Here is a 19583-nt window from a genome sequence, read left to right as displayed (position 1 = left end):
TGGACGGTGGTCACGCCGACGTCATCTCGCACAGGCCGCGGACGTTGGCGAGGCCCTCGACGGCGTCGACCTCGGGCGCGCGGCCGTGCGCGACGGCGTCGACGAAGTCCTGGAGCTCGCCGAGGTAGGGGTCGGCTGGCTCATAGGACAGCTCGCGGTCGCCCACGACGATCCGACCGCCGCCGTGCGGGCCGAGGACCTCTTCGCCGCGGGCCGAGCCGGCGTCGCCGAACACCTCGATCGAGCGAGGGGCGCGGAAGATGACGGAGGTGAGGATGTCGGCCGTGGCGCCGCCGGCGAAGCGCAGGGCGACGGCCGCGGTCTCGTCGTGGGGGCCGTGGTGGACGGGGCTGGCGGTGAGCGCGTGGGCGCGCTCGATCTCGCCGTGACCGGGCCGCAGGTACCAGCGCACGAGGTCGAGGCAGTGAGTGCCGACGGCCGCGAGCGACCACCAGCGGCCGACCTCGGGCGAGGCGCGCCAGTTGTTGGCGTCGCGTTCGATGAAGGTCCAGGTGGCGCGCATGTGCAGGACGCGGCCGAGCTCGCCGGCGACGATCCGCTCGCGCAGGGCCCGGAGGCCGGGGTGGAAGCGCAGGTGGTAGCCGACGGCGAGGCGGACCCCGGCGGCCGCGCAGGCGCGCACGACGGCCTCGGCGTCGGCGACGTCGGTGGCCATCGGCTTCTCGACGAACACGTGCTTGCCGGCGGCGGCGGCCGCGATCGCCTGCGCGGCGTGGAGTCGATCGGGGGTGGCGAGGACGACCGCGTCGAGCCGCGGATCGGCGAGCATGTCGGCGAGGTCGGTGAAGATCGGGCCGCGCGCGCCGTGACGCCCGGCGAAGGCCTGCGCGCGCTCGCGGTCCCGCGAGCACACGCTCCACAGCACCGCCCCGCGGACCTGCGCCAGCGCCGGCGCGAGGCGGCGGTCGGCGATCGATCCGGGGCCGACGAGTCCGACGTGCAGCATCTTGGGACGCTAGCACGCGCGTGGGCTGCCGCGATCGCGCGGCCCTGACCGGGCCGATCGAACATGTCCGGAGAGACATGACCTTGAATTGCGGAGACCGGGCCCGAGCCCGCGCCAGGCCGGGTTGCGGCGATCTCCGCCATCCGCGCCGATGCGACCAATCCCACGCCCCCGCGCCAGGACGCGTTTGCGGCCGTTTCCAGGCGAGGGCGGGGCTCGCGCGACTAGGCACTTCGTGACGCTTCCGTCACCATCCCGCCACGCATCCGTGATGCGCTCCGTATGCCGCTGCACCTCACGCTCGCGCTCTCCTGGCCGCTGATGATGCAGGCGGCGCCGACCTCTCGGCTGCTCGCCGACGCGCCCGACGCGGTGCCGACTCGGAGCGCCCGAAGGGCGGAGCCGCGCCGGTCGCCGAGGCGCCGGGGCCGGTCGACGCGGAGCCGGCGAACGAGGGCTCGGAGGTGGCGGAGTCGAGCGAGGGGCCGGCGCCGATCGACTCCGAGCCCGAGACCGCCGCGCCGGCGAAGCTCGATCGCAAGGCGGACGCGAAGGTGCAGAAGTTCAAGTTCAAGCCGGGCCGCGGCTTCGAACTGGCGACGAAGGACGGCAACTACGTGCTGGCGATCCGGGCGCGCCTGCAGGTCCGCTACGACCTCGAGCACCCGAACATGCCGGGCGAGCCGATCGATCACCTGCTGCAGATCCGGCGCGCCCGCGTGGTGTTCGCCGGCAACGTGTTCGGCAAGCACAACCGCTACTACATCCAGTTCGGCTTCTCGCCGCGCGACATGCTGGGCGGGCTGCCCGACAACTCGCCGGGCATCCGCTACAACCCGGTCCGCGACGCCCGCGTCGAGTTCACGTACCTGCGCGACGCGACGGTCTGGCTCGGCCAGATGAAGGTGCCGTTCAGCCGTCAGCGCGTGATCTCGTCGGGCAACCAGCAGTTCGTCGACCGCTCGAGCGTGAACGAGGAGTTCAACCTCGACCGCGACATCGGCCTGGTGCTGCGCTCGGACGACATCGCCGGGCTCGGCCGCCTCAAGTACGCGCTCGGCGTGTTCATGGGCGACGGCCGCAACGCCTACGAGCTGACGAACACCGGCGCGCTGTACGTCGGCCGCCTGACCGTGATGCCGCTGGGCAAGTTCGAGGACGACTCGGAGGGGGACCTCGAGCGGTTGAAGAAGCCCGGCCTGTCGCTGGGCGGCGCCTACGCGTACCACGACGACGCGCCCGGCGAGCGCGGCGTGCACGGGCCGCGCCCGGCCGACGGCGGCACGACCGACATCCACCACGCGACCGCCGACCTGATGTTCAAGTGGCGCGGGCTGTCGTTCGAGTCGGCGTTCCACTACCGCAAGGCCCGCCGCCGCAACCCCGGGGGCGCGGTCGACGAGATGGGGCTGCCGGTGCCGGTGGCGCTCGCGCGCGACGGGGTCGGCTGGTTCGGCCAGTTCGGCTACCTGATCCCGCCGGCGGACGTCGAGTTCGTGACCCGCTACAGCTTCGTCCGCAACATCTTCGGCGACAAGAGCTCGATGATCGACCGCGACGAGCTCGGCGGCGGCGTCAACTGGTACATCGCCGAGCACAACTTCAAGATCGCGTTCGACTACTTCCGCGTGTGGGACGGCCTGCTCGGGCCGACCGTGCGCGAGGCGATGGCGAACGGCGTCGACCGGTTCCGCCTGCAGATCCAGCGGCGTTCTGAGTCCTTCGGGACATGTCGACGAGGACATGTCCCGAAGGCCAGCGAGTGCTACTTGCAGTAGTCGTCCTGGTGGGCGACGCCGTCGACCACGACCTCGGTGCCGGCGCGGATGACGAACTCGCTGAGGCCGACCTCGGTGCCGGCGTCGGCGTCCCAGTCGTAGGTGTAGCCGAGCTGCGTCCACGGGTAGCCGGGGTCGTCGCCGTACGAGGCGGCCCGCAGGTCCTCGATCCACATCTTGTGCTCGGGATCGACGTCGGCGCGGAAGTCGAGCTCGGCCACCGAGTCGTCGATCTCGGGGTCGGGGCTCGGCCGGAACATGCCGTCCAGCGGCACCCACAAGGTCACGAGGCGATCCTTGCCGTTGTCCGGCGGGAGACCCATGAGCCGCTCGAGGCGCGCGGACAGGTCGGCGCCCTGCAGGCCGGTGGCGGTGCAGAAGTCCTTGAGCGAGGGGACCGGGGTGACCCACACCTCGACGCCGAGCGGCATGGTGGTGCCCTCCTTGCCGTCGTAGCCGTTGTACGAGGTCCAGGTGACCATGAGGACGCGATCCTCGGCGTCGAACACGAGGTCCGGGTTCTCGAGGGTGATGGCGACGAGGTCGTCGTCGATCTCGTCGGCCTCGGGGACCGCGGCGTCCTCCACGGCCGCCCGGTAGAGCTCCGCGGGGGTGGCCTCGGGCTCGGGCTCGGTACACGCGACCGCCTGGATCGCGAACGTGAACAAAAGGACAGGGCGCAGCAGCGACATGCGCGGAGGGTACACGCGTCACCGACGGCGGTTCAATCGCCGGTCTCGCACGCAAACTCGCGGCCGGGCGCCCACTGGGCGCACGTGGGCGCCCAGGGGTGGCGCCCGCGCGCGTCGACGCGCCGGACCGGCGCGCGTCCGACCGCGATCGGCGAACGATACGACGTTTGCGGCCGCGGATGTCCGATCGGACAGGTCGGCGCCGGGCTCAGTGCTCGTGGCCGTGCTCGTGATCGTGGTCGCAGCGACCCTCGGCGTGGGCCTTCTCGTGCTCCTCGATCTGGCGCCGGACGTCGTCCATGTCGAGGCCCTGGACCTCGCCCACGAGCTCGTCGAGGGCCTTGGCGGGCAGCATGCCGGCCTGGCGGAACAGGAGGATGCCCTGGCGGAACACCATGACGGTGGGGATCGAGCGGATGTCGAAGGCGGCGGCCAGCTCCTGCTGGGCCTCGGTGTCGAGCTTGCCCCACAGGACGCCCTGGTGGCGCTCGGAGGCGGCCTCGTAGACGGGGGCGAAGGCGCGGCAGGGGCCGCACCAGCTGGCCCAGCAGTCGAGCACCACCGTGTCGTTGCCCTCGACGATGCTCTGGAAATTGTCGCTGGTGATCTCGGTGGTGCTCATGTCGTTGCTCCTCGGTGCTTGCATAGCACCCGTCGCGGGAGGTCTGTCATGGATCGGCACGCCGCGCCCCCCGGAACTCGCGCGTGCAGGCGGCTCAGCGGGAGAATTCGGCGAGGATGTCGGCGATCGGCCGGCCGGCGTGGCGCGCCCGGACCTGGTCGCCGGTGGAGAAGGAGCGCGTCAACATGCGGTCGACGTAGAGGGTGCCGTCGAGGTGGTCGACCTCGTGTTGCAGGATCCGGGCGGGCCAGCCGCGCACCCGCAGGGTCTGCGGCTGACCGCGCCGGTCGAGGCCGGTGACCTCGACCTCGGCGTGACGCTCGACCAGCGCGGTGTAGCCGTGGACGCTGAGGCACCCCTCGAAGAAGGTCCGCCGGTCGTCGCCCACCGGCCGCAGCACCGGGTTGATGAACACGTGCACCGGCAGCTTGACGCGCTCGCGCTCGCGCAGCTCGGCCGGCGTGAGGCGAGCCATGAGATCGGCCCGGTCCTCGAGCACGAGGATCCGCAGCGGGACGCCGAGCTGCGGCGCGGCCAGCCCCACGCCCGGGGCCGCTCGCATGGTCGCGATCATGCGGTCGACGAGCTCCTGGATCTCGGGCGTGGAGATCCGCTCGACCGCGAGCTCGGCGGCGCGGCTGCGCAGCACCGGGTCGCCGGCCTGGACGATGTCGGGGTGCGCAGCAGAGGACGCGGGCGCGGAGGGGACGGGCGCGGAGGGCGGCATGGGCCTGGAGACGGACGGAGCGCACGCAGCGCTGGCGAGCGCGAGCGCAAGGAGGCGAGGGGACATGCGCGCTTCCGGCTAGCACGAACGGCGGCGCGTCGGAAGCGGCGGAACGGGCCGGGCGGACGAGGCCCGGCGATCCGGAGCTGTCGCCGGGCCGGCCGGCGCGCGCGGGTATGTCGGGTTGCCTGTATGTTCGAGCATGTCTTCAGGGACATGTGATTCGGATCGGTGATGGTGCGAGGTCGGCGGACGGCGACGGCCAGGCGTCCGCGGGCGCGGCGGTGTCGGCACGATCCTCATGAACGCTGCGGACAGATCGGGTAGATCGAGGACATGTCGAGGGTCTTTACCCGGGAGCGCTGCATCCCGTGGCTGTGCGCCCGCGTCCCGCTCGACGACGAGCCGCAGGAGGTCGCGCTGTCGGTCGACGAGTTGTGCGCCCGGATCCCGCGCCGCGCCGCCCGCGGCTTGCGGCTGTCCGGTGCGCTCGGGCTGGGGGCGGCGGCGCTGGTGCTGCTGACCGCGCCGCGCCCGGCGAGGGCCGAGAGCGCCGCGGGCGGGCCGGCGGTCCGCTCGGTGGCCGGCTACACGCTCGGCGGCCTCGGCCTCGGCGCGCTCGCCGTGAGCCGTCGCCTCCACCGCTCGTCGCCGGGGCTGGCGGTGCTGTGCGCCGGGCGCGACGCCGACCTCGACCCGACGCGGATGGCGGCGCTCGTCAAGACCGCGCGCGCCAGGCTGTCCGAAACTGCATGGCCGAAAGGACATGTCTGGTTGATCTCGGAGGGCCCGCTGTCGGCCGAGCGCAAGGCCCAGGCGGCGGCGCTCGAGGTGCGCTGCTTCGTGGCGGTGAACGGGCGCATCACCGAGGTGTGACGGTCGGCGCCCGCGGACGCGCCGCGCGGCGCGCCGCCCTCGTCTCATGGAGAGCGCGGGGGCCCTGATTGGCGCGGCGTCGCCGTCGGTCGACACTGCCGGCCGATGAGCGCAGCGAAGCCGGAGTACTACGGGGCGGCCTTGAACTCGTTCGTCCTCGCGTTCGGCGAGGCGAACAGCGTGGTGCAGAAGATCCTCCACGACGCCGGGGTGAGCCGGATCGATCCGGAGCGCTGGTACGACTACGAGTGGGCGAGCGCGATCTTCTACCGGATCGGCGAGAAGGTCGGTCGCGCGGCGGTCATCAACGTCGGCCGGAAGATGATCGAGGCGGCCCCGTTCCCGCCCGGCATCGACAGCGTGCAGAAGGTGCTGATGAGCCTCGGCGCCGCGTTCAAGCTCAACATCCGCGGCGGCGACGTCGGCGACATCTTCTGCACGCTCGAGGACGACTACAGCGCGACGATCGTCCGCACGCAGCGCGGCCTGTGCCCGTTCAACATCGGCATCATCGAGGGCTGCTGCGCCCGCTACGGGGTCAAGCCGCTGATCGAGCACGGGGCCGACGGCTGCCAGGACGAGGGCGCGCCGACCTGCACGTACCACGTGAGCTGGTAGGGCGAACGGCGCATCGGCGGCGCCGGGCCGTCGCCGCCTGCGCATGCTCATGCGCGCATGTCCGTTGACACATGTCCACGAGGACATGTTCATCGTGACAGGCGGAGCTCGCTCGTCGTCGGCGTCGAGGGCGCCGGTCATGCAGGGCGGTGCAGACGGGGCGAGGGCGCGCGTCCTCGCCGGGCCGTCGGGCCTCGTCTCTTGGAAGAGATCGGTCGGGCTCGGTCCAAGCGAACGGAGGCTTCATGCCTGGGTTCCGACGCCTGTCTGTGCCGAGCGCGCTGGAGGTCGCCTGCGGGCTCTCGTTCGCTCTGGCGGCGCACCTGGTCCTGAGTTGGATCTGCGTCCCCGCGGCGGGCGCCTGCGATGGCGGGGGCAGTCACGGCTGGACCGCGTGCGAGCGGACGGGGACGGTCTGGGTGCCCCGAGGTCTGCCGTGCCAGGGGCCCGTGCGGGGCGCCCGACCGGCAACACAAAGGAGGCGGTGAGCGTGGCAGGTGAACGATGGTTCCTCTTTTCGCTCGCGCTGGGCGCGTGGGCATGCGGCGATGGCGGCGCGCTGGGCTCGACCGAGGACGACGGCTCGAGCTCGGAGGTCGGGTCGACCTCCGCTGCGGGCACGGCGGCGTCGACGACCGGGGTGGAGGAGAGCACGTCGGGCACCACGGGTCCGGAGCCCGCGACGACGACGCCGATGACGACGACGGCGCCCACGACCGGGGCCGAGCCCGGCTGCGGCGACGGCGTGACGGACGCGGACGAGGAGTGTGACGACGGCTCCGCCAACGCGGACGACGCCGCTTGCACCGTCGCGTGCAAGGTCGCGGTGTGCGGCGACGGCCTCGTACACGCGGGCGTCGAGGCGTGTGACGACGCCGACGCCGACGACACCGACGCGTGCGTGGCGGGTTGCAAGGCCGCGGCGTGCGGCGACGGCTTCCTCGGGCCCGGCGAGGCGTGCGACGACGGCAACGCGGTCGACGACGACGCGTGCAGCAACAGCTGCGGGCTCAAGTCCTGCGGCGACGGGATGGTGCAGGGGATGGAGGAGTGCGACGACGGCAACGCCGACGACTCGGACGACTGCACGAACGCCTGCCTCGCGGCGGTGTGCGGCGACGGCAAGGTCCAGGCCGGCGTCGAGGACTGCGACGACGCCAACGACGTGGACGACGACGCCTGCTCGAACACGTGCATGCAGGCCGGCTGCGGCGACGGGGTCGCCAACGGTGACGAGACGGACGTCGACTGCGGCGGCGGGACCTGCCCGGCGTGCGCCGACGGGAGATGTGCGCCGCCGCGAGCGACTGCACGAGCGGCACCTGCAGCGCCGGCGTGTGCAAGGGGCTGCTGACGCTGCCGGCGTGCCCGGACATGGCGGTCGACGCGGCGATGCTGTGGAGCTCGGTGGTGTCGAAGCAGTGCGGCAACGGCTGCCACCTGATGAACGCCGACCTCGGGGGCCTCAACCTGAAGAGCGCGGAGGTCATGAAGACGAACCTGGTCGACAAGCCGGCCCAGATGGCCCAGCTCGACCTCGTCGAGCCGGGGTGCTCGCCGAGAGCTACCTGATCTTCAAGATCCTCGATCAGCAGAACCAGGCGCCCGGCGGCTCCGGGAGCGGTATGCCGGTCAACGGCAGCCTGACCGAGGCCGAGAAGTGCATGTTCATCAACTGGGTCGAGGGCGGGCGCAGTGACCGCGCGCGAGCCGGGTGACCCCAAGGGCATGTCCGGAGGAGCATGTCTGTATCAGCATGTCTTTCGGAACATGTCTTGAAGACACTCGGTCGACGGACGCGCTGATCCGCGGCGGCCGAGCGCGGCGCGCGTCAGCCCGGCGGATCGGGCATGCAGACGGCGCCGCCTTCGATCTGGGCGTTGGTGCGGAAGGTGTTGAGGGCCTGCCAGGAGGATCTGGTGCTGCGGGATGGTGCCGTCCTCGCGCACGTTGGTGACGTGGTAGGCGTGCTGGTTCCAGATCCTGCGGGCCTGGATCCACCGGTCCTCGACGTCGCGGACGACCTGGACGGCGGGCTGCTGACCGCCGTTGGAGACGACGACGATCTCGGCCGAGCCGTCGTCGTCGACGTCGGCGACGACGGGGTTCTCGGCCTGCGTCCACGACGACCGCGGGCTCGACAGCAGGACCGCGCCGCCCTCGCCGTAGACGAACAGGAAGTTCTCGTCGGCGTACATCGCCTGGGCGTAGCCGGCGCCGATGAAGTCGAAGGCGGTGCCGGCCGCGTAGCCGCTGTTGTCCTGCACGGAGGCGGTCCACAGCAGGGTGAGGTCGGGGCGGTAGATGTTGTAGTGCTGGTTGGAGCTGACGAGGATCTCGGCCGCGCCGTCGCCGTCGACGTCGTGGATCGCGGCCGGCCGCCACCACGAGGCGTCGCCGCTCGGGTTCTGGTCCTGATAGACGATGGTGCCGTCGTGCTCGAGCAGCGACAGGCCGCTGAAGCCGGCCAGCAAGACCTCGGGCTCGGGGTCGTCGTCGAAGTTGCCGACCTGCGGGTGAGCGATGACGACCGAGGTGCTGTAGTGGACGCTGCCGTCGTGGTGGAAGGCGTGGCCGCCCTGCAGGACCTCGAGGTCGCCGTCGCCGTCGAGGTCGGCGGCGAAGGGGATGTCGATCGCGCCGTTGCCGTTGCCGAGGAAGATCTGGTTGCCGAGGTGATCGAGGACAGCGCGGCCGGCCATGATCTCGACGTCGCCGTCGGCGTCGAGGTCGGCGAGGGCGACGGCGACCTGCCAGGCGTCGAACACGACCGGGCTCTCCCACTTGAGGGTCCCGTCGTGCTCGAAGGCGATCGCGTGGCCGTTGATGATGTTGCCGACCTCGCTGCGGATCGTGACGATCTCGGGCAGGCCGTCGCCGTCGATGTCGCCGATCGCAGGGTTGGCGTAGCCGTCGATGATGTCGGGGATCTTGAGGTTCACGGCGCCGGTGAGGCCGTCGAGGATGTAGATGTGGCCGTCGGAGTTGGCGTTGCCGTAGAGCGGGACGACGACGTCGGGGACGTCGCACAGGTCGATGACGCCGTCGCCGTTGTCGTCGGTCATGTTGGCGACCAGCGGGGTGGCGACGGCGTGAATCTCGCCGTCCTGGCCGGCGAAGGCCCACTGGACGGCGGGCATGAAGCTGTCCGGCGGGGCCTCCATCTCGCACTCGCCGACGGCGTCCTCGCCCTGGACCTTGCAGCGATCGACGGGCGGCGGCTCGCCGGTGGTGCCGAAGCCGACGTCGAGCTTGACGCCGTCGGTGGTGGGGCCACCGGTGGTGGTAGTGCTGGTGGTCGTCGTCTCGCCGTCGGTGCCGGTGCCGGCGGAGGTCGTGGTGGTGGTCGTCGGCGCGCCGGTGCTCGGGGCAGCGCCGGTGGTCGTGGAGGTGTCCGAAGGGACAGGTCCTGCGGTTTGCCCGTCGGTGGCAGTGGTGGCGTCGCCGCAGGCGGGGAGGAGCGCGAGACCGGCGAGGCTGCAGGAGAGGCGTGAGGGCGACACGGAGCGACGATACACCGGCGGCCCGACTCTGCGTGCGCGGAAGTCCGTGGACGGGCGCCGGACAGGTACCATGCGCGGATGGCGGAGACACCCGGGACACTGCAGGTGGCGCGAGAGCGGGCGCGCGGGCTCGGACGCGCGGCGCGAGCGATGGGATGGCTGCTGCCGGCGCTGACTGCCTGCGGGCAGGCGCCGGCCGACAGCGCGAGCGAGGGGACGAGCGCTGCGACGACGACGAGCTCGACGACGGGCACGACGACGCCCGAGCCGGACACGAGCACGGGCACGAGCACGAGCACGGGCACGCCGACGTCGACGTCGCCGACGACGACGACCGCGGGGACGACTGCCGCGGCGACGACGGGCGAGACGACCGGGACGACGGACGCGAGCACCACGGAGGCGCCGGTCGAGGGGTGTGCCGATCTGCCGCTGTGCGACGATTTCGAATCGGCGGCCGCGGGCGGGATGCCGGATCCGTCGCTGTGGATGGTGACGTCGCCGAACTGCAGCGGGACCGGGACGCTGGCGATCGACGGGGCGGTGGCCCACACGGGCATGCAGTCGCTGCGCGTCGATGGCGGGGGCGGGTACTGCGATCACGTGTTCGTCGCCAACACGGAGGCGATCGCGGCGATAGGGCCGCAGGTGTACGGGCGGCTATGGGTCCGCTTCGAGGCCGCGCTCGGGCAAGGCCACGTGACGTTCGTGACGCTGCGCGACAGCGCCGACGGCGGCGGGAAGGACCTGCGGATGGGCGGGCAGTCGACGATCCTGATGTGGAACCGCGAGTCGGACGACGCGACGCTGCCGGCGCTGAGCCCGGCGGGGATCGCCCTCAGCGTGGCGCCGACGCCGGGCGAGTGGACGTGCGTGGAGTTTTTGATCGATTCGGCCGCGCCGGGGCTGACGACGTGGGTCGACGGGACGGAGGTGCCAGGGCTGGTGATCGACGGCGAACCGACGCCGGACGTCGACCAGCAGTGGCTCAGCAAGCCCGACTGGCAGCCGTCGTTGGTCGACTTCAAGCTCGGGTGGGAGAGCTACGGCGGACAGACGATGACGCTGTATTTTGATGACGTCGCGCTGGCGGGGGAGCGGATCGGCTGCGAGCCGTAGCGGTCGGGATATCGAGCGACCCCGTCCGCGGGCGAGTCTCGCGGCTCCAGTGCGGCGCGAACCGAGTGTCGGGGGCTTGGGACGAGTTGCTGTACCCGAGGCTGGCGACTCGGTGTGCGGGCTCGTGAGAGGCGGCGGGCGAAGGTCTCGCTGCGGTGTCGGCAGCTCTATGCATATGTCTATCTGGTCATGTCCTTAGAGACATGGTAAAATGAGCATGCCCGATCGAACCTGTTGAAACGGACATGCTCTCGCGGACATGATGTCATGGTTCGGGGTCGGTCGGGCGGCGGACGCCGGTGGGGCCGTGGAGGTGGTCGACGCTGACGAGGACGGGCTCGCCGGCCTGCCAGCCGTCGTACTCGGCCTTCGGGGTGTCGCGAGTGTAGGTCTCGCCCTCGTCGCCGTAGGCGAACACGACGGCGTAGCTGCCGTCCTGGACGGTGCGCTCGCGGTCGCCGTTGGTGGCGATCTCGGCGAAGCGCAGGCCGTCGTGGCCGTCGCCGCGGACGACCGCGCCTTCGAAGGCGGCGTCGTCGGGCGGCCGCATGGCGTCGAGCTCGTGCTGCTCGCGCGGGTCGCCGCACGAAGGGCAGCGCTTGTCGCGGCCGCTGATGTCCTTCTGCCCGCAGCGCGTGCAGTCCCACAGGCCCCAGGCGGTGACGGTGGTGTCCACCGCGGGGAACGATACCGCGGGCCGGGGCGCCCCGCATGCCGAAGCGAGGGGCAGGTCCGCAGGGCGGCGAGGCGGCGCCGGAGCACGGCGTAGCGAACGCACGCTTTCGCTCGCGGCGGGGGCCGAACGCGAGGCAGATGCACAGGACCGCGCTGCGGCTCCTGCAGTCGAGTTAGCCTGGTGAATAGGACATGTTTTGAAAGTCATGTCCTGAAGGACATGGAGCGGCGGGACCCGGTGGCGTCGGGTTCGCGGACGATGTTTCATGCCCGCGTGGACGCGCCGCCCGCTGGAGCCGCCCGAGCCGTCGCCGACGAGCCGCGGCGCAGAGGGTGAGCGACGACGAGTCCATGGTCTGGGCGGCGCGTGAAGGGCGCGGGCCGATCGCGGTCGGATCGCCGGCCGGAGCGGGGCGTACACTTGAAACCATGCGGAGCTCGCTGCTGCTCGTCGCCCTGATGTCGCTCGCATGTACCGCGCACGAACCACCGCCGCGGATCCGCGTGCCGGACGAGCCGGCGCAGGAGCCGTGGGTGGGGCGCCAGGTGCCGAGCGCGGTGCAGGAGACCGAGGGTGCCGGCGATGCGGACGCGCCGGCTCCGGTCGCCGGCGAGGCGGGGCAGGACGGGCCGGTGAAGCGGGTCGAGCCGCTGGCGGACGGCTCGCTCGCGGACGTGGGTGCGCCGGTGGTCGCTGGTGAGGCGGCGCAGGACGGGCCGGTGAAGCAGGTCGAGTCGCTGGCGGAGGACGCGTACGAGCGAGGCAAGGGCGACGCGCGGGCGGCCGTCGCCAGGAACGAGCTGGCGCTCGAGACGTACGGTTACCCGGCGGCGTGCCGCTACGAGTACGCCCGGATCTTGCGCGAGCAGTACAAGGTGACGCTGCGCGAGGTCGCGGGCTGCGTGATCGACGAGACGATCGCCGAGCACGCGCGCGGCTACAACGAGGTGATGGAGGCCGAGATCGTGCGCCGCCACGGTCCGGACGTGTTTAAAGGTGAGCCGGAAAGCCGGCTGCTGAAGGGCGAGCGGGCGGCCGAAACCTCGGCGGAGAAGGCACGAGCGCGTGCGACGCCCCGGTCTGAAGGTGAGGCGAAAGCCGGCTGAGGAGCGACCGGACTGCGAATACACGGCCGCCCTGGCGCGGTGCGTCGGCCCTGCCGACGATGTGGCATGTCTTATGGAACATGCCCTCATAGACATGGCGTATGGGACATCCGCTTCGGGCATGACGCCGGCGCGAGGGCCAGCGCCGCTCGTCGGCTTCGCGTGCTGGCGAGGCCGACGATGAGGCGCGGCGTCGGGGACATGCCCTCGGAGGCATGGCGCATGGGATATGACGCTTCGGGCATGACTCGAGGCCGTGCGCGCCGAGGGCCAGGGCCGCTCGTCGGCTTCGCGCGCGGTTGAGGCCGACGATCGGGCGTATCGCCGGGGACATGCCCGGAGAGACATGGGTGACAGGACATGCCGTTGCGAGCATGTCCCCAAGGTCATGCGGGCGCGAGGACCAGCAGGAGGTCGCCGGCGTCGAGGTTGTCGGCGACGGCGACGGCGAAGCGGCGGACGACGCCGGGGTGCGGGGCGGCGACGACGGTCTCCATCTTCATGGCGGAGAGGACGACCAGGGGGTGCCGGCGGCCACCTTGTCGCCGACGGCGACGCGCAGCTCGGTGACCGCGCCGGGCATGGGCGCGGCGACGGCGGCCGGATCGTCGGGGGCGGCGCGCTCGCGCTGCTTGACGGTCTGGGTGGCCGACTTGTCGGGGATCCGCAGCGAGCGGGGCTGGCCGTTGAGCTCGAAGAAGACGTCGCGCTGGCCGTCGGGGCCGAGCTCGCCGACCGCCTTCATGCGCACGATCAGCGTCTTGCCTTGCTCGATCTCCACGCTGAGCTCCTCGCCGACCGGCAGCCCGGCGAAGAAGGCCCGCGTCGGCAGGCGCGAGACGTCGGCGAACTGGGTGCGGAACGCGAGGTAGTCGCGGAACACGCTCGGGTAGAGCGCGGCCGAGACGACGTCGACGTCGCGCAGCGGCATGGTGGTGAGCTTGCGCAGCTCGGCGGCGAGGGCGTCGAAGTCGAAGTCGGGCAAGGCGGCGCCGGGGCGGCCGTCGAAGCTGGGACGCCCGCGTAGGACCTTGGTGCGCAGCGGCTCGGGGAAGCCGCCGTAGGGCTGGCCGAGGTGGCCCTGGAAGAACTCGACGACGAAGCTGGGGAACGACAGGGTGTCGGCCTGCGCCAGCACTGCGGCCTCGTCGAGGTCGTTCTGGACCATGAACTGGGCCAGGTCGCCGACGACCTTGGAGGACGGGGTGACCTTGATGACGTCGCCGAGCAGGCGGTTGGCGGCCGCGTAGGCGCGCTTGATCGCGGGCCAGCGCGAGGCGAGGCCGAGGGCGTTGGCCTGGAACTGCAGGTTGGTGAGCTGGCCGCCGGGCATCTCGTGCAGGTACACGTCGGCGCTGCCGCTGAGGTTGCCGGCCTCGAACGGGGCGTAGAGGCCGCGCGCCTGCTCCCAGTAGTTGCCGAGCGGCTGGAGGTCGGCGATCGCGAGGCCGGTGTCGCGCTCGCTGCCGTGGAGCGCGGCGACGATGGCCCCGAGGGCCGGCTGCGAGGTGACGCCGGCCATGGCGGTGATCGCCGCGTCGACGATGTCGGCGCCGGCCAGCGAGGCGGCGAGCATGGAGGCGACGCCGGTGCCGGCCGTGTCGTGGGTGTGGACGTGGATCGGGACGTCGGGGTGAGCGGCGCGCAGGGCCTCGACGAGCATCATGGCGGCGCGCGGGCGCAACAGGCCGGCCATGTCCTTGATGGCGAGCACGTGGGTGCCCATCTCGACCAGCTTGCCGGCGAGGTCGACGTAGTACTGCAGCGAGTACTTGGTGCGCCCGGGGTCGGCGACGTCGCCGGTGTAGCAGAGCGCGGCCTCGATCACGCCGCCGGCCTCGCCGACGGCGTCGACGCCGAGCTTGAGGTTCTCGGTGTAGTTGAGGCAGTCGAAGATCCGGAACACGTCGACGCCGCGCTCGGCCGACAGGCGCACGAACCGGCGCACGACGTTGTCGGGGTAGTTGGTGTAGCCGACGGCGTTGGCGCCGCGCAGCAGCATCTGGAACGGGATGTTGGGGACGAGCGCGCGCAGGCGCTCGAGGCGGTCCCACGGATCTTCGCGGAGGAAGCGGAGGGCGACGTCGAAGGTGGCGCCGCCCCACATCTCGAGGCTGAAGGCCGGGGCGAGCACGCGGGCGGTCGCCGGGGCGATGGCGAGGAGGTCGATGGTGCGGACGCGGGTGGCGAGCAGCGATTGATGGGCGTCGCGCCAGGTGGTGTCGGTGAGGAGCAGGCCAGGGTGGGCGCGCACGGCCGCGGCGAAGGCCTTGGGGCCCTTGTCGCGCAGGAGGTCGCGCCAGCCGGACAGACGGGCGCCTTCGCGGGTGTCGGGGATCTCGGGGTCGATGCGCGCGGGCGGGTTGCGGGTGGCCCACGGCGTGGTGGGGCCGTTGACCGCGACCTCGGCGAGGAAGCGGAGCAGCCGCTGGGCGCGGTTGCGCCGGGTGGGCAAGTCGAACAGCTCGGGGGTGCCGTCGACGAAGCCGGTGGTGATGTCGCCGGCGACGAACTTGGGGTGGGTGAGGACGTTTTGAAGGAAGGGGATGTTGGTCTTGACGCCGCGGATCCGGAACTCGGCGAGGGCGCGCAGCAACTTGTGCCGCGCGACCTCGAAGGTGTTGCCGCGCGCGGTGACCTTGACGAGCAGCGAGTCGTAGTGCGGGGTGATGACGGCGCCGCTGTAGCCCGAGCCGCCGTCGAGGCGGATGCCCATGCCGCTGGCCGAGCGGTAAGCCTCGATCCGGCCGGTGTCGGGGCGGAACTGGGCCCGCGGATCTTCGGTGGTGATCCGGCACTGGATGGCGTGGCCGCGCGCGACGATCGCGTCCTGATGGAGGCCGAGGTCGTGGAGGGTGGCGCCGCCGGCGATCCGGATCTGCGCCTGCACGAGATCGACCCCGGTGATCTCCTCGGTGACGGTGTGCTCGACCTGGATCCTCGGGTTGACCTCGATGAAGTAGTGGCGGCCTGTCTCATCGACCAGGAACTCGACGGTGCCGGCGTTCTCGTAGCCGACCGCGCGCGCCAGCCGGAGGGCGTCGCCGTGCAGGCCGGCGCGCGTCTCGTCGGAGAGGCCGAGCGCGGGCGCCATCTCGACGACCTTCTGGTGGCGGCGCTGGACCGAGCAGTCGCGCTCGAACAGGTGCACGACCTCGCCGGTGCGATCGCCCAGGATCTGCACCTCGACGTGGCGGGCGGCGCCGACGTACCGCTCGAGGAAGACGGTGCCGTCGCCGAAGGCGGCCTTGGCCTCGCTGGCGGCGCGCGTGAACGCCTCGTCGAGCTCGTCCTCGCTGCGGACGACCCGCATGCCGCGGCCGCCCCCGCCCATGGCGGCCTTGACGATGATCGGGAAGCCGTGGGCGGCCGCGAACGCGCGCGCGGCGGGCAGATCGGGGACGGGACCGTCGCTGCCGGGGACGACGGGGACGCCGCTGGCGATGGCGAGGGTGCGCGCGGCGGTCTTGTCGCCGAAGGTGTCGAGCGCCTCGGCCGAGGGCCCGACGAAGGCGATGCCGGCGGCCGCGCAGGCGCGCGCGAGGGCGCTCTTCTCCGACAAGAAGCCGTAACCGGGGTGGATGGCGTCGACGTCGTGGGCCGCGGCGAGGGCGACGATGGCGTCGATGTCGAGGTAGGCCCCGACGGGGGTCTTGCCCTTGCCGACCAGGTAGGCCTCGTCGGCCTTGTAGCGGTGGAGGTGGACGCGATCTTCGTGGCTGAAGATCGCCACGGTGCGGATCCCCAGCTCGGTTGCGGCGCGGAACACCCGGATCGCGATCTCGCCGCGGTTGGCACAGAGGAGCTTGCGGATCGGTCGAGTCGTGGGGGCCATGGCGCGTCGGAGATAGCAGAGCTCGCGTGCGCGCGTGGGGCGGGGTGCGATGACACGGCGCGGGGGCGGGAGAACACGGTCTGCGCGCGTTCTGGCGCGGGCCCTACGCGAGCCGCGCAGGTGGGGCGGCAGGGCCTCCGTGCGGTATGGTGCAGGTGTGACCGAGGAGCCGCTGCCGCGCCTCTACGGCGACTTCGAGCTCGCGCGCCTGATCTGCGCCAACGAGACCGGCCGGATCTATCGCGGCTTCTTCCGGGGCTTCCGCGCGTCGAACGTGCGCGTGTTCAGCCGCCAGTACACGTGCGACGAGGCGGCGGTGCAGACGTTGCGCGCCGATCTCCAGGCCGACCGCGTGATGCACAATTCGTCACCGGCGGCTCGTGCTACCTGCCGTTCCGCGTCGAGCAGACCGTGCTCCAGGCGATGAGCCCGCGCGAGGGCGTCGACCTCGCCACCGCCATCGCCACCCGCGGGCCCATGCCGTGGCCGGAGGCGCGGTCGGTGCTGCTCGACGTGTGCCGCGGGCTGGCCTACGCCCACGCCCAGTGATCGTCCACGGCGACCTGAAGCCGGAGAACTGCTTCTGCGAGGAGCCGATGGAGGACGAGTCGGACGATCGCCCGCGGGTGCTGGTGATGGGCTTCGGCCTGGCCCGCGCGTACCGCCGCGCGTTCCCGGAGTGGCGGCCCGAGCTCGCCGAGGTGTTCGAACCGTCGACGGTGTTCCCGGTGTACATGTCGCCCGAACAGGTGGCCGGCGAGCAGCCGACCGTCCGCTCCGACATCTATGCGCTAGGCGTGCTGATGATCCACCTGCTCACCGGCCACCGCCCGCGCGCGACGGGGCGCCGCCGGCGGTGGAGCGCGCGGGCACCCCCGGCCCGTACCGCGCCGACGAGGGCAAGCTGACGCGAGCGCAAGCCGAGGTGGCGCTCAAGGCGGTCGCCCGCGAGGCGAGCCGCCGCCACCCCACCGTGTACGAGTTCGCGTCGGCGCTGGTAGCGATCGACGGCGGCGACCCGGCGACGGAGCTGGCCGACTTCCGGCCGCCGGTCGGACGCTGAGCGGCGGGGAGCGGCGGGGAGCGGCGGGGCCTCGGCGCGTCGACGTCGCGGGGTCGGTTTTACATGTACTCACGGGCATGCTCGATGGAGCATGTCCTCGAGAACATGGGCATTCGGACATGTCCTCGAGGATGTGCCGTGTGGCCTTGCGCGTGAAGGCTCGTCGGCGCGTCGGGGTACGTCCCCGGGTCCGCGTCGCGGGCGCTCGCGCGTCAGAGGACGAACCAGGCGATCGTGGCCGCGATCCCGCCGATGGCCGCGAGGGCGACGAAGATCAGCACCGGGTGCGGATCGCTGGCCTGCGCGCGGGTCCTGCCGGCGGTCGAAGGGCCGGGGCTCGTGGCGGCCGCGGCGGGGACGGGGATGGCGGTGATCTTGGCGACGGGCGGGTGGGCGCCGGAGGGCGTCCGGGGCGCGCGGGCGGCGGGACTCTGGCCGACGGGCGGGTGGGCGCCGGAGACGTTGCGCGGGACCGGAGGGTAGGCGCCGGAGGTGTTCTTGGGGATCGGCGGGTAGGCGCCCGAGGTGCTGTTGGCGACGGGCGAGTGGGCGCCGGAGATGTTCTTGGGGACAGACGGGAGCGCGCCGGCGGTGCCGGATGAGCTGGCCTTGGGGACAGGTGCGTGCGCGCCGGAGGGGCCGGCAGGGCTGGCCTTGGGGGCAGGTGCCGGGGCGCCGATGCTCTTGGCGACGGTCGGGTGGCCGCCGGACGGGCCCGCGGAGCTGGCTTTGGGGACAGGTGGGAAGGCGCCCGAGGTCCTGGCGGGAGCGGGCAGGGCCGGCTGCGGCCTGGCGCTCGGGACAGGTGCGGGCTCGCCGTCGCCCAGGGCCCGCGGGGCCGCGCCGGTGCGCGGGAGGGTGTCGTCGAGGCGGACGTCGCCGATCGGGGTGGTCGGCAGCAGGCGGGTGCGCGGGCCCGGGCGCTCGAACGGGAGCAGGGCCTCGGCGAGCGCGGCGGCCGAGGGCCAGCGCTGCTCGGGCTGCTTGCGCAGGCAGCGGGCGACGATCTCGGACAGGCCGGGCGGGACCTCGGGGGCGACGGTGTGGATCGGCGGCGGGTCGAAGCTGCGGACGGCGGCCAGGGAGTCGGCGACGGTGTCGCGCGCGAACGCCTGCTGGCCGGCGAGCGCCTCGTAGAGGATCGCGCCGATCGACCACACGTCGGCGCGGCGGTCGACGGCCCCGGCGCCGTGGATCTGCTCGGGCGCCATGTAGTTGGGCGAGCCCATCATGGTGCCGGCGCCGGTGCGGATCGAGTCGTTGAACTTCGAGATGCCGAAGTCCATGAGCTTGACCAGCCACTGGTCACGGATCGCGCGGCACAGGTAGATGTTCTCGGGCTTGAGGTCGCGGTGGATGATGCCGGCCTGGTGGGCGGCGTGCAGGCCGTCGAGCGCCTGGCGGACGATCCACACCGCGAGGCCGGGCTGCAGCCGCTGGTAGGCGTCGATGAGGTCGCTGAAGGAGCAGCCCGACAGCAGCTCCATGACGATGTAGGGGCCGATGGTGCTGCGGCCGAAGTCGAGGACGTCGCAGATGTGCGGGCTGCCGATCCGGCCGGCGGCGGTGGCCTCGTTGCGGAAGCGGGCCAGCAGGTCGGCGTCCTCGGCGTAGCTGGCGTGCATCAACTTGATGGCGACGGTGCGCTCGACGAACACGTTGGTGGCCTGCCACACGGAGGCCATGCCGCCGTGGCCGAGGCGCCGGTCGAGGCGGAACTTGCCGTCGAGCAGGCGACCCTCGAGCGGCAAGGTGGCGCCGTCGACGGGGCACACCAGGAGGTCGTCGCGAAAGCTCTGACCGCACGTGCGACACGCGGCGGGCTTCGGCGGCGATGCGACCATCCGCGGCGGACTATATCACCGGCGCCCGAGCGACCAAGTCGTGCACGCGGTTGCGCGCGAGTCCGGGCGCCGGATGTGTCGGTGAGGGCCGGCCGATGTGTGCGCCCGGTCCGGCCCGGGGCGTCGTGAGGGAATGGGGGCGATGCGCGGCGACACG

The 19583-nt window shown here is 72.2% G+C and carries 19 protein-coding genes and 1 pseudogene; 12 read left to right on the top strand and 8 right to left on the bottom strand.

Translation table 11 applies throughout. The annotated features are described in order from the left end of the window. Nucleotides 1-10: 10 nt before the first annotated feature. On the bottom strand, nt 11-967 hold the full coding sequence (locus OV079_RS14555) for a Gfo/Idh/MocA family protein (RefSeq protein ID WP_267769107.1): 957 nt from the start codon (nt 965-967) through the stop codon (nt 11-13). Between the two features lie 464 nt (nt 968-1431). Here OV079_RS14555 and OV079_RS14550 point away from each other — a divergent pair, with 464 nt between their 5' ends. Then, nucleotides 1432-2745, top strand: a complete 1314-nt coding sequence (locus OV079_RS14550) for a porin (RefSeq protein ID WP_267769106.1) — start codon at nt 1432-1434, stop codon at nt 2743-2745. Here OV079_RS14550 and OV079_RS14545 read toward each other — a convergent pair. From OV079_RS14545 to def, 3 genes are all read right to left on the bottom strand, one after another. Then, nucleotides 2733-3437 (bottom strand): hypothetical protein, encoded by a 705-nt coding sequence (locus OV079_RS14545; RefSeq protein ID WP_267769104.1) that lies wholly within the window; start codon nt 3435-3437, stop codon nt 2733-2735. The two genes, OV079_RS14550 and OV079_RS14545, sit on opposite strands and share 13 nt — an antisense overlap. A 208-nt stretch (nt 3438-3645) precedes the next feature. Next, on the bottom strand, nt 3646-4059 hold the full coding sequence (locus tag OV079_RS14540) for a thioredoxin family protein (protein WP_267769101.1): 414 nt from the start codon (nt 4057-4059) through the stop codon (nt 3646-3648). 94 nt (nt 4060-4153) lie between these two features. After that, the gene (gene def, locus OV079_RS14535) at nt 4154-4786 is read right to left on the bottom strand and encodes a peptide deformylase (protein ID WP_267769100.1); all 633 of its coding nucleotides are present in this window, start codon (nt 4784-4786) and stop codon (nt 4154-4156) included. A 336-nt stretch (nt 4787-5122) separates the two neighbouring features. Here def and OV079_RS14530 point away from each other — a divergent pair, with 336 nt between their 5' ends. From OV079_RS14530 to OV079_RS14510, 5 genes are all read left to right on the top strand, one after another. Beyond that, entirely contained in the window at nt 5123-5662 is a 540-nt protein-coding gene (locus OV079_RS14530) for a hypothetical protein (protein WP_267769098.1), read from the top strand. 105 nt (nt 5663-5767) lie between these two features. After that, on the top strand, nt 5768-6280 hold the full coding sequence (locus tag OV079_RS14525) for a hypothetical protein (RefSeq protein ID WP_267769096.1): 513 nt from the start codon (nt 5768-5770) through the stop codon (nt 6278-6280). A gap of 490 nt (nt 6281-6770) precedes the next feature. Next, on the top strand, nt 6771-7634 hold the full coding sequence (locus tag OV079_RS14520; RefSeq protein ID WP_267769095.1) for a DUF4215 domain-containing protein: 864 nt from the start codon (nt 6771-6773) through the stop codon (nt 7632-7634). Next, the gene (locus tag OV079_RS14515) at nt 7616-7852 is read left to right on the top strand and encodes a hypothetical protein (protein ID WP_267769094.1); all 237 of its coding nucleotides are present in this window, start codon (nt 7616-7618) and stop codon (nt 7850-7852) included. Before OV079_RS14520 ends, OV079_RS14515 begins: the two co-directional genes overlap by 19 nt. After that, entirely contained in the window at nt 7831-7998 is a 168-nt protein-coding gene (locus OV079_RS14510; RefSeq protein WP_267769093.1) for a hypothetical protein, read from the top strand. Before OV079_RS14515 ends, OV079_RS14510 begins: the two co-directional genes overlap by 22 nt. Before the next feature lie 33 nt (nt 7999-8031). Here the strand turns inward: OV079_RS14510 and OV079_RS14505 are convergent, their stop codons facing one another. After that, nucleotides 8032-9783 carry an FG-GAP repeat domain-containing protein gene (locus tag OV079_RS14505; RefSeq protein WP_267769091.1) on the bottom strand — a complete coding sequence of 584 codons (1752 nt, stop codon included), beginning with the start codon at nt 9781-9783 and terminating at the stop codon, nt 8032-8034. A gap of 78 nt (nt 9784-9861) precedes the next feature. Between OV079_RS14505 and OV079_RS14500 the strand changes: the two genes are divergently transcribed. Continuing rightward, nucleotides 9862-10902, top strand: coding sequence for a hypothetical protein (locus OV079_RS14500; RefSeq protein WP_267769090.1), 1041 nt, complete (start codon nt 9862-9864; stop codon nt 10900-10902). A gap of 265 nt (nt 10903-11167) precedes the next feature. Here OV079_RS14500 and OV079_RS14495 read toward each other — a convergent pair whose 3' ends face one another. Continuing rightward, the gene (locus OV079_RS14495) at nt 11168-11578 is read right to left on the bottom strand and encodes a hypothetical protein (RefSeq protein ID WP_267769088.1); all 411 of its coding nucleotides are present in this window, start codon (nt 11576-11578) and stop codon (nt 11168-11170) included. Nucleotides 11579-12006: 428 nt separating this feature from the next. On the opposite strand from OV079_RS14495, the gene OV079_RS14490 reads away from it, so the two are divergent. Further along, the gene (locus OV079_RS14490) at nt 12007-12684 is read left to right on the top strand and encodes a hypothetical protein (protein WP_267769086.1); all 678 of its coding nucleotides are present in this window, start codon (nt 12007-12009) and stop codon (nt 12682-12684) included. A 386-nt stretch (nt 12685-13070) separates the two neighbouring features. Here OV079_RS14490 and pyc read toward each other — a convergent pair. Continuing rightward, nucleotides 13071-16519: pseudogene (gene pyc, locus OV079_RS14480) on the bottom strand (pyruvate carboxylase). A 157-nt stretch (nt 16520-16676) separates the two neighbouring features. Between pyc and OV079_RS14475 the strand changes: the two are divergent. From OV079_RS14475 to OV079_RS14460, 4 genes are read left to right on the top strand one after another with little or no spacing between them, the layout of a single operon-like run. Next, nucleotides 16677-16946 (top strand): hypothetical protein, encoded by a 270-nt coding sequence (locus OV079_RS14475; RefSeq protein ID WP_267769081.1) that lies wholly within the window; start codon nt 16677-16679, stop codon nt 16944-16946. Beyond that, the gene (locus OV079_RS14470) at nt 16943-17068 is read left to right on the top strand and encodes a hypothetical protein (protein WP_267769079.1); all 126 of its coding nucleotides are present in this window, start codon (nt 16943-16945) and stop codon (nt 17066-17068) included. The genes OV079_RS14475 and OV079_RS14470 overlap by 4 nt, the downstream gene beginning before the upstream one ends. Next, a complete protein-coding gene (locus OV079_RS14465; RefSeq protein ID WP_267769076.1) occupies nt 17065-17427 on the top strand; it encodes a protein kinase domain-containing protein in 363 nt (120 codons plus the stop codon). The genes OV079_RS14470 and OV079_RS14465 overlap by 4 nt, the downstream gene beginning before the upstream one ends. Beyond that, nucleotides 17376-17582 carry a hypothetical protein gene (locus OV079_RS14460; protein ID WP_267778876.1) on the top strand — a complete coding sequence of 69 codons (207 nt, stop codon included), beginning with the start codon at nt 17376-17378 and terminating at the stop codon, nt 17580-17582. The genes OV079_RS14465 and OV079_RS14460 overlap by 52 nt, the downstream gene beginning before the upstream one ends. Nucleotides 17583-17794: 212 nt before the next feature. Here OV079_RS14460 and OV079_RS14455 read toward each other — a convergent pair whose 3' ends face one another. Next, on the bottom strand, nt 17795-19426 hold the full coding sequence (locus tag OV079_RS14455) for a serine/threonine-protein kinase (protein WP_267769074.1): 1632 nt from the start codon (nt 19424-19426) through the stop codon (nt 17795-17797). Between the last annotated feature and the right edge of the window lie 157 nt (nt 19427-19583).

Source organism: Nannocystis pusilla (assembly GCF_026626665.1).
Lineage (GTDB): Bacteria > Myxococcota_A > Polyangia > Nannocystales > Nannocystaceae > Nannocystis > Nannocystis pusilla.
The sequence above is the reverse complement of the archived record's forward strand: the minus strand, read 5'-3'. Positions and strand labels throughout refer to the sequence as shown.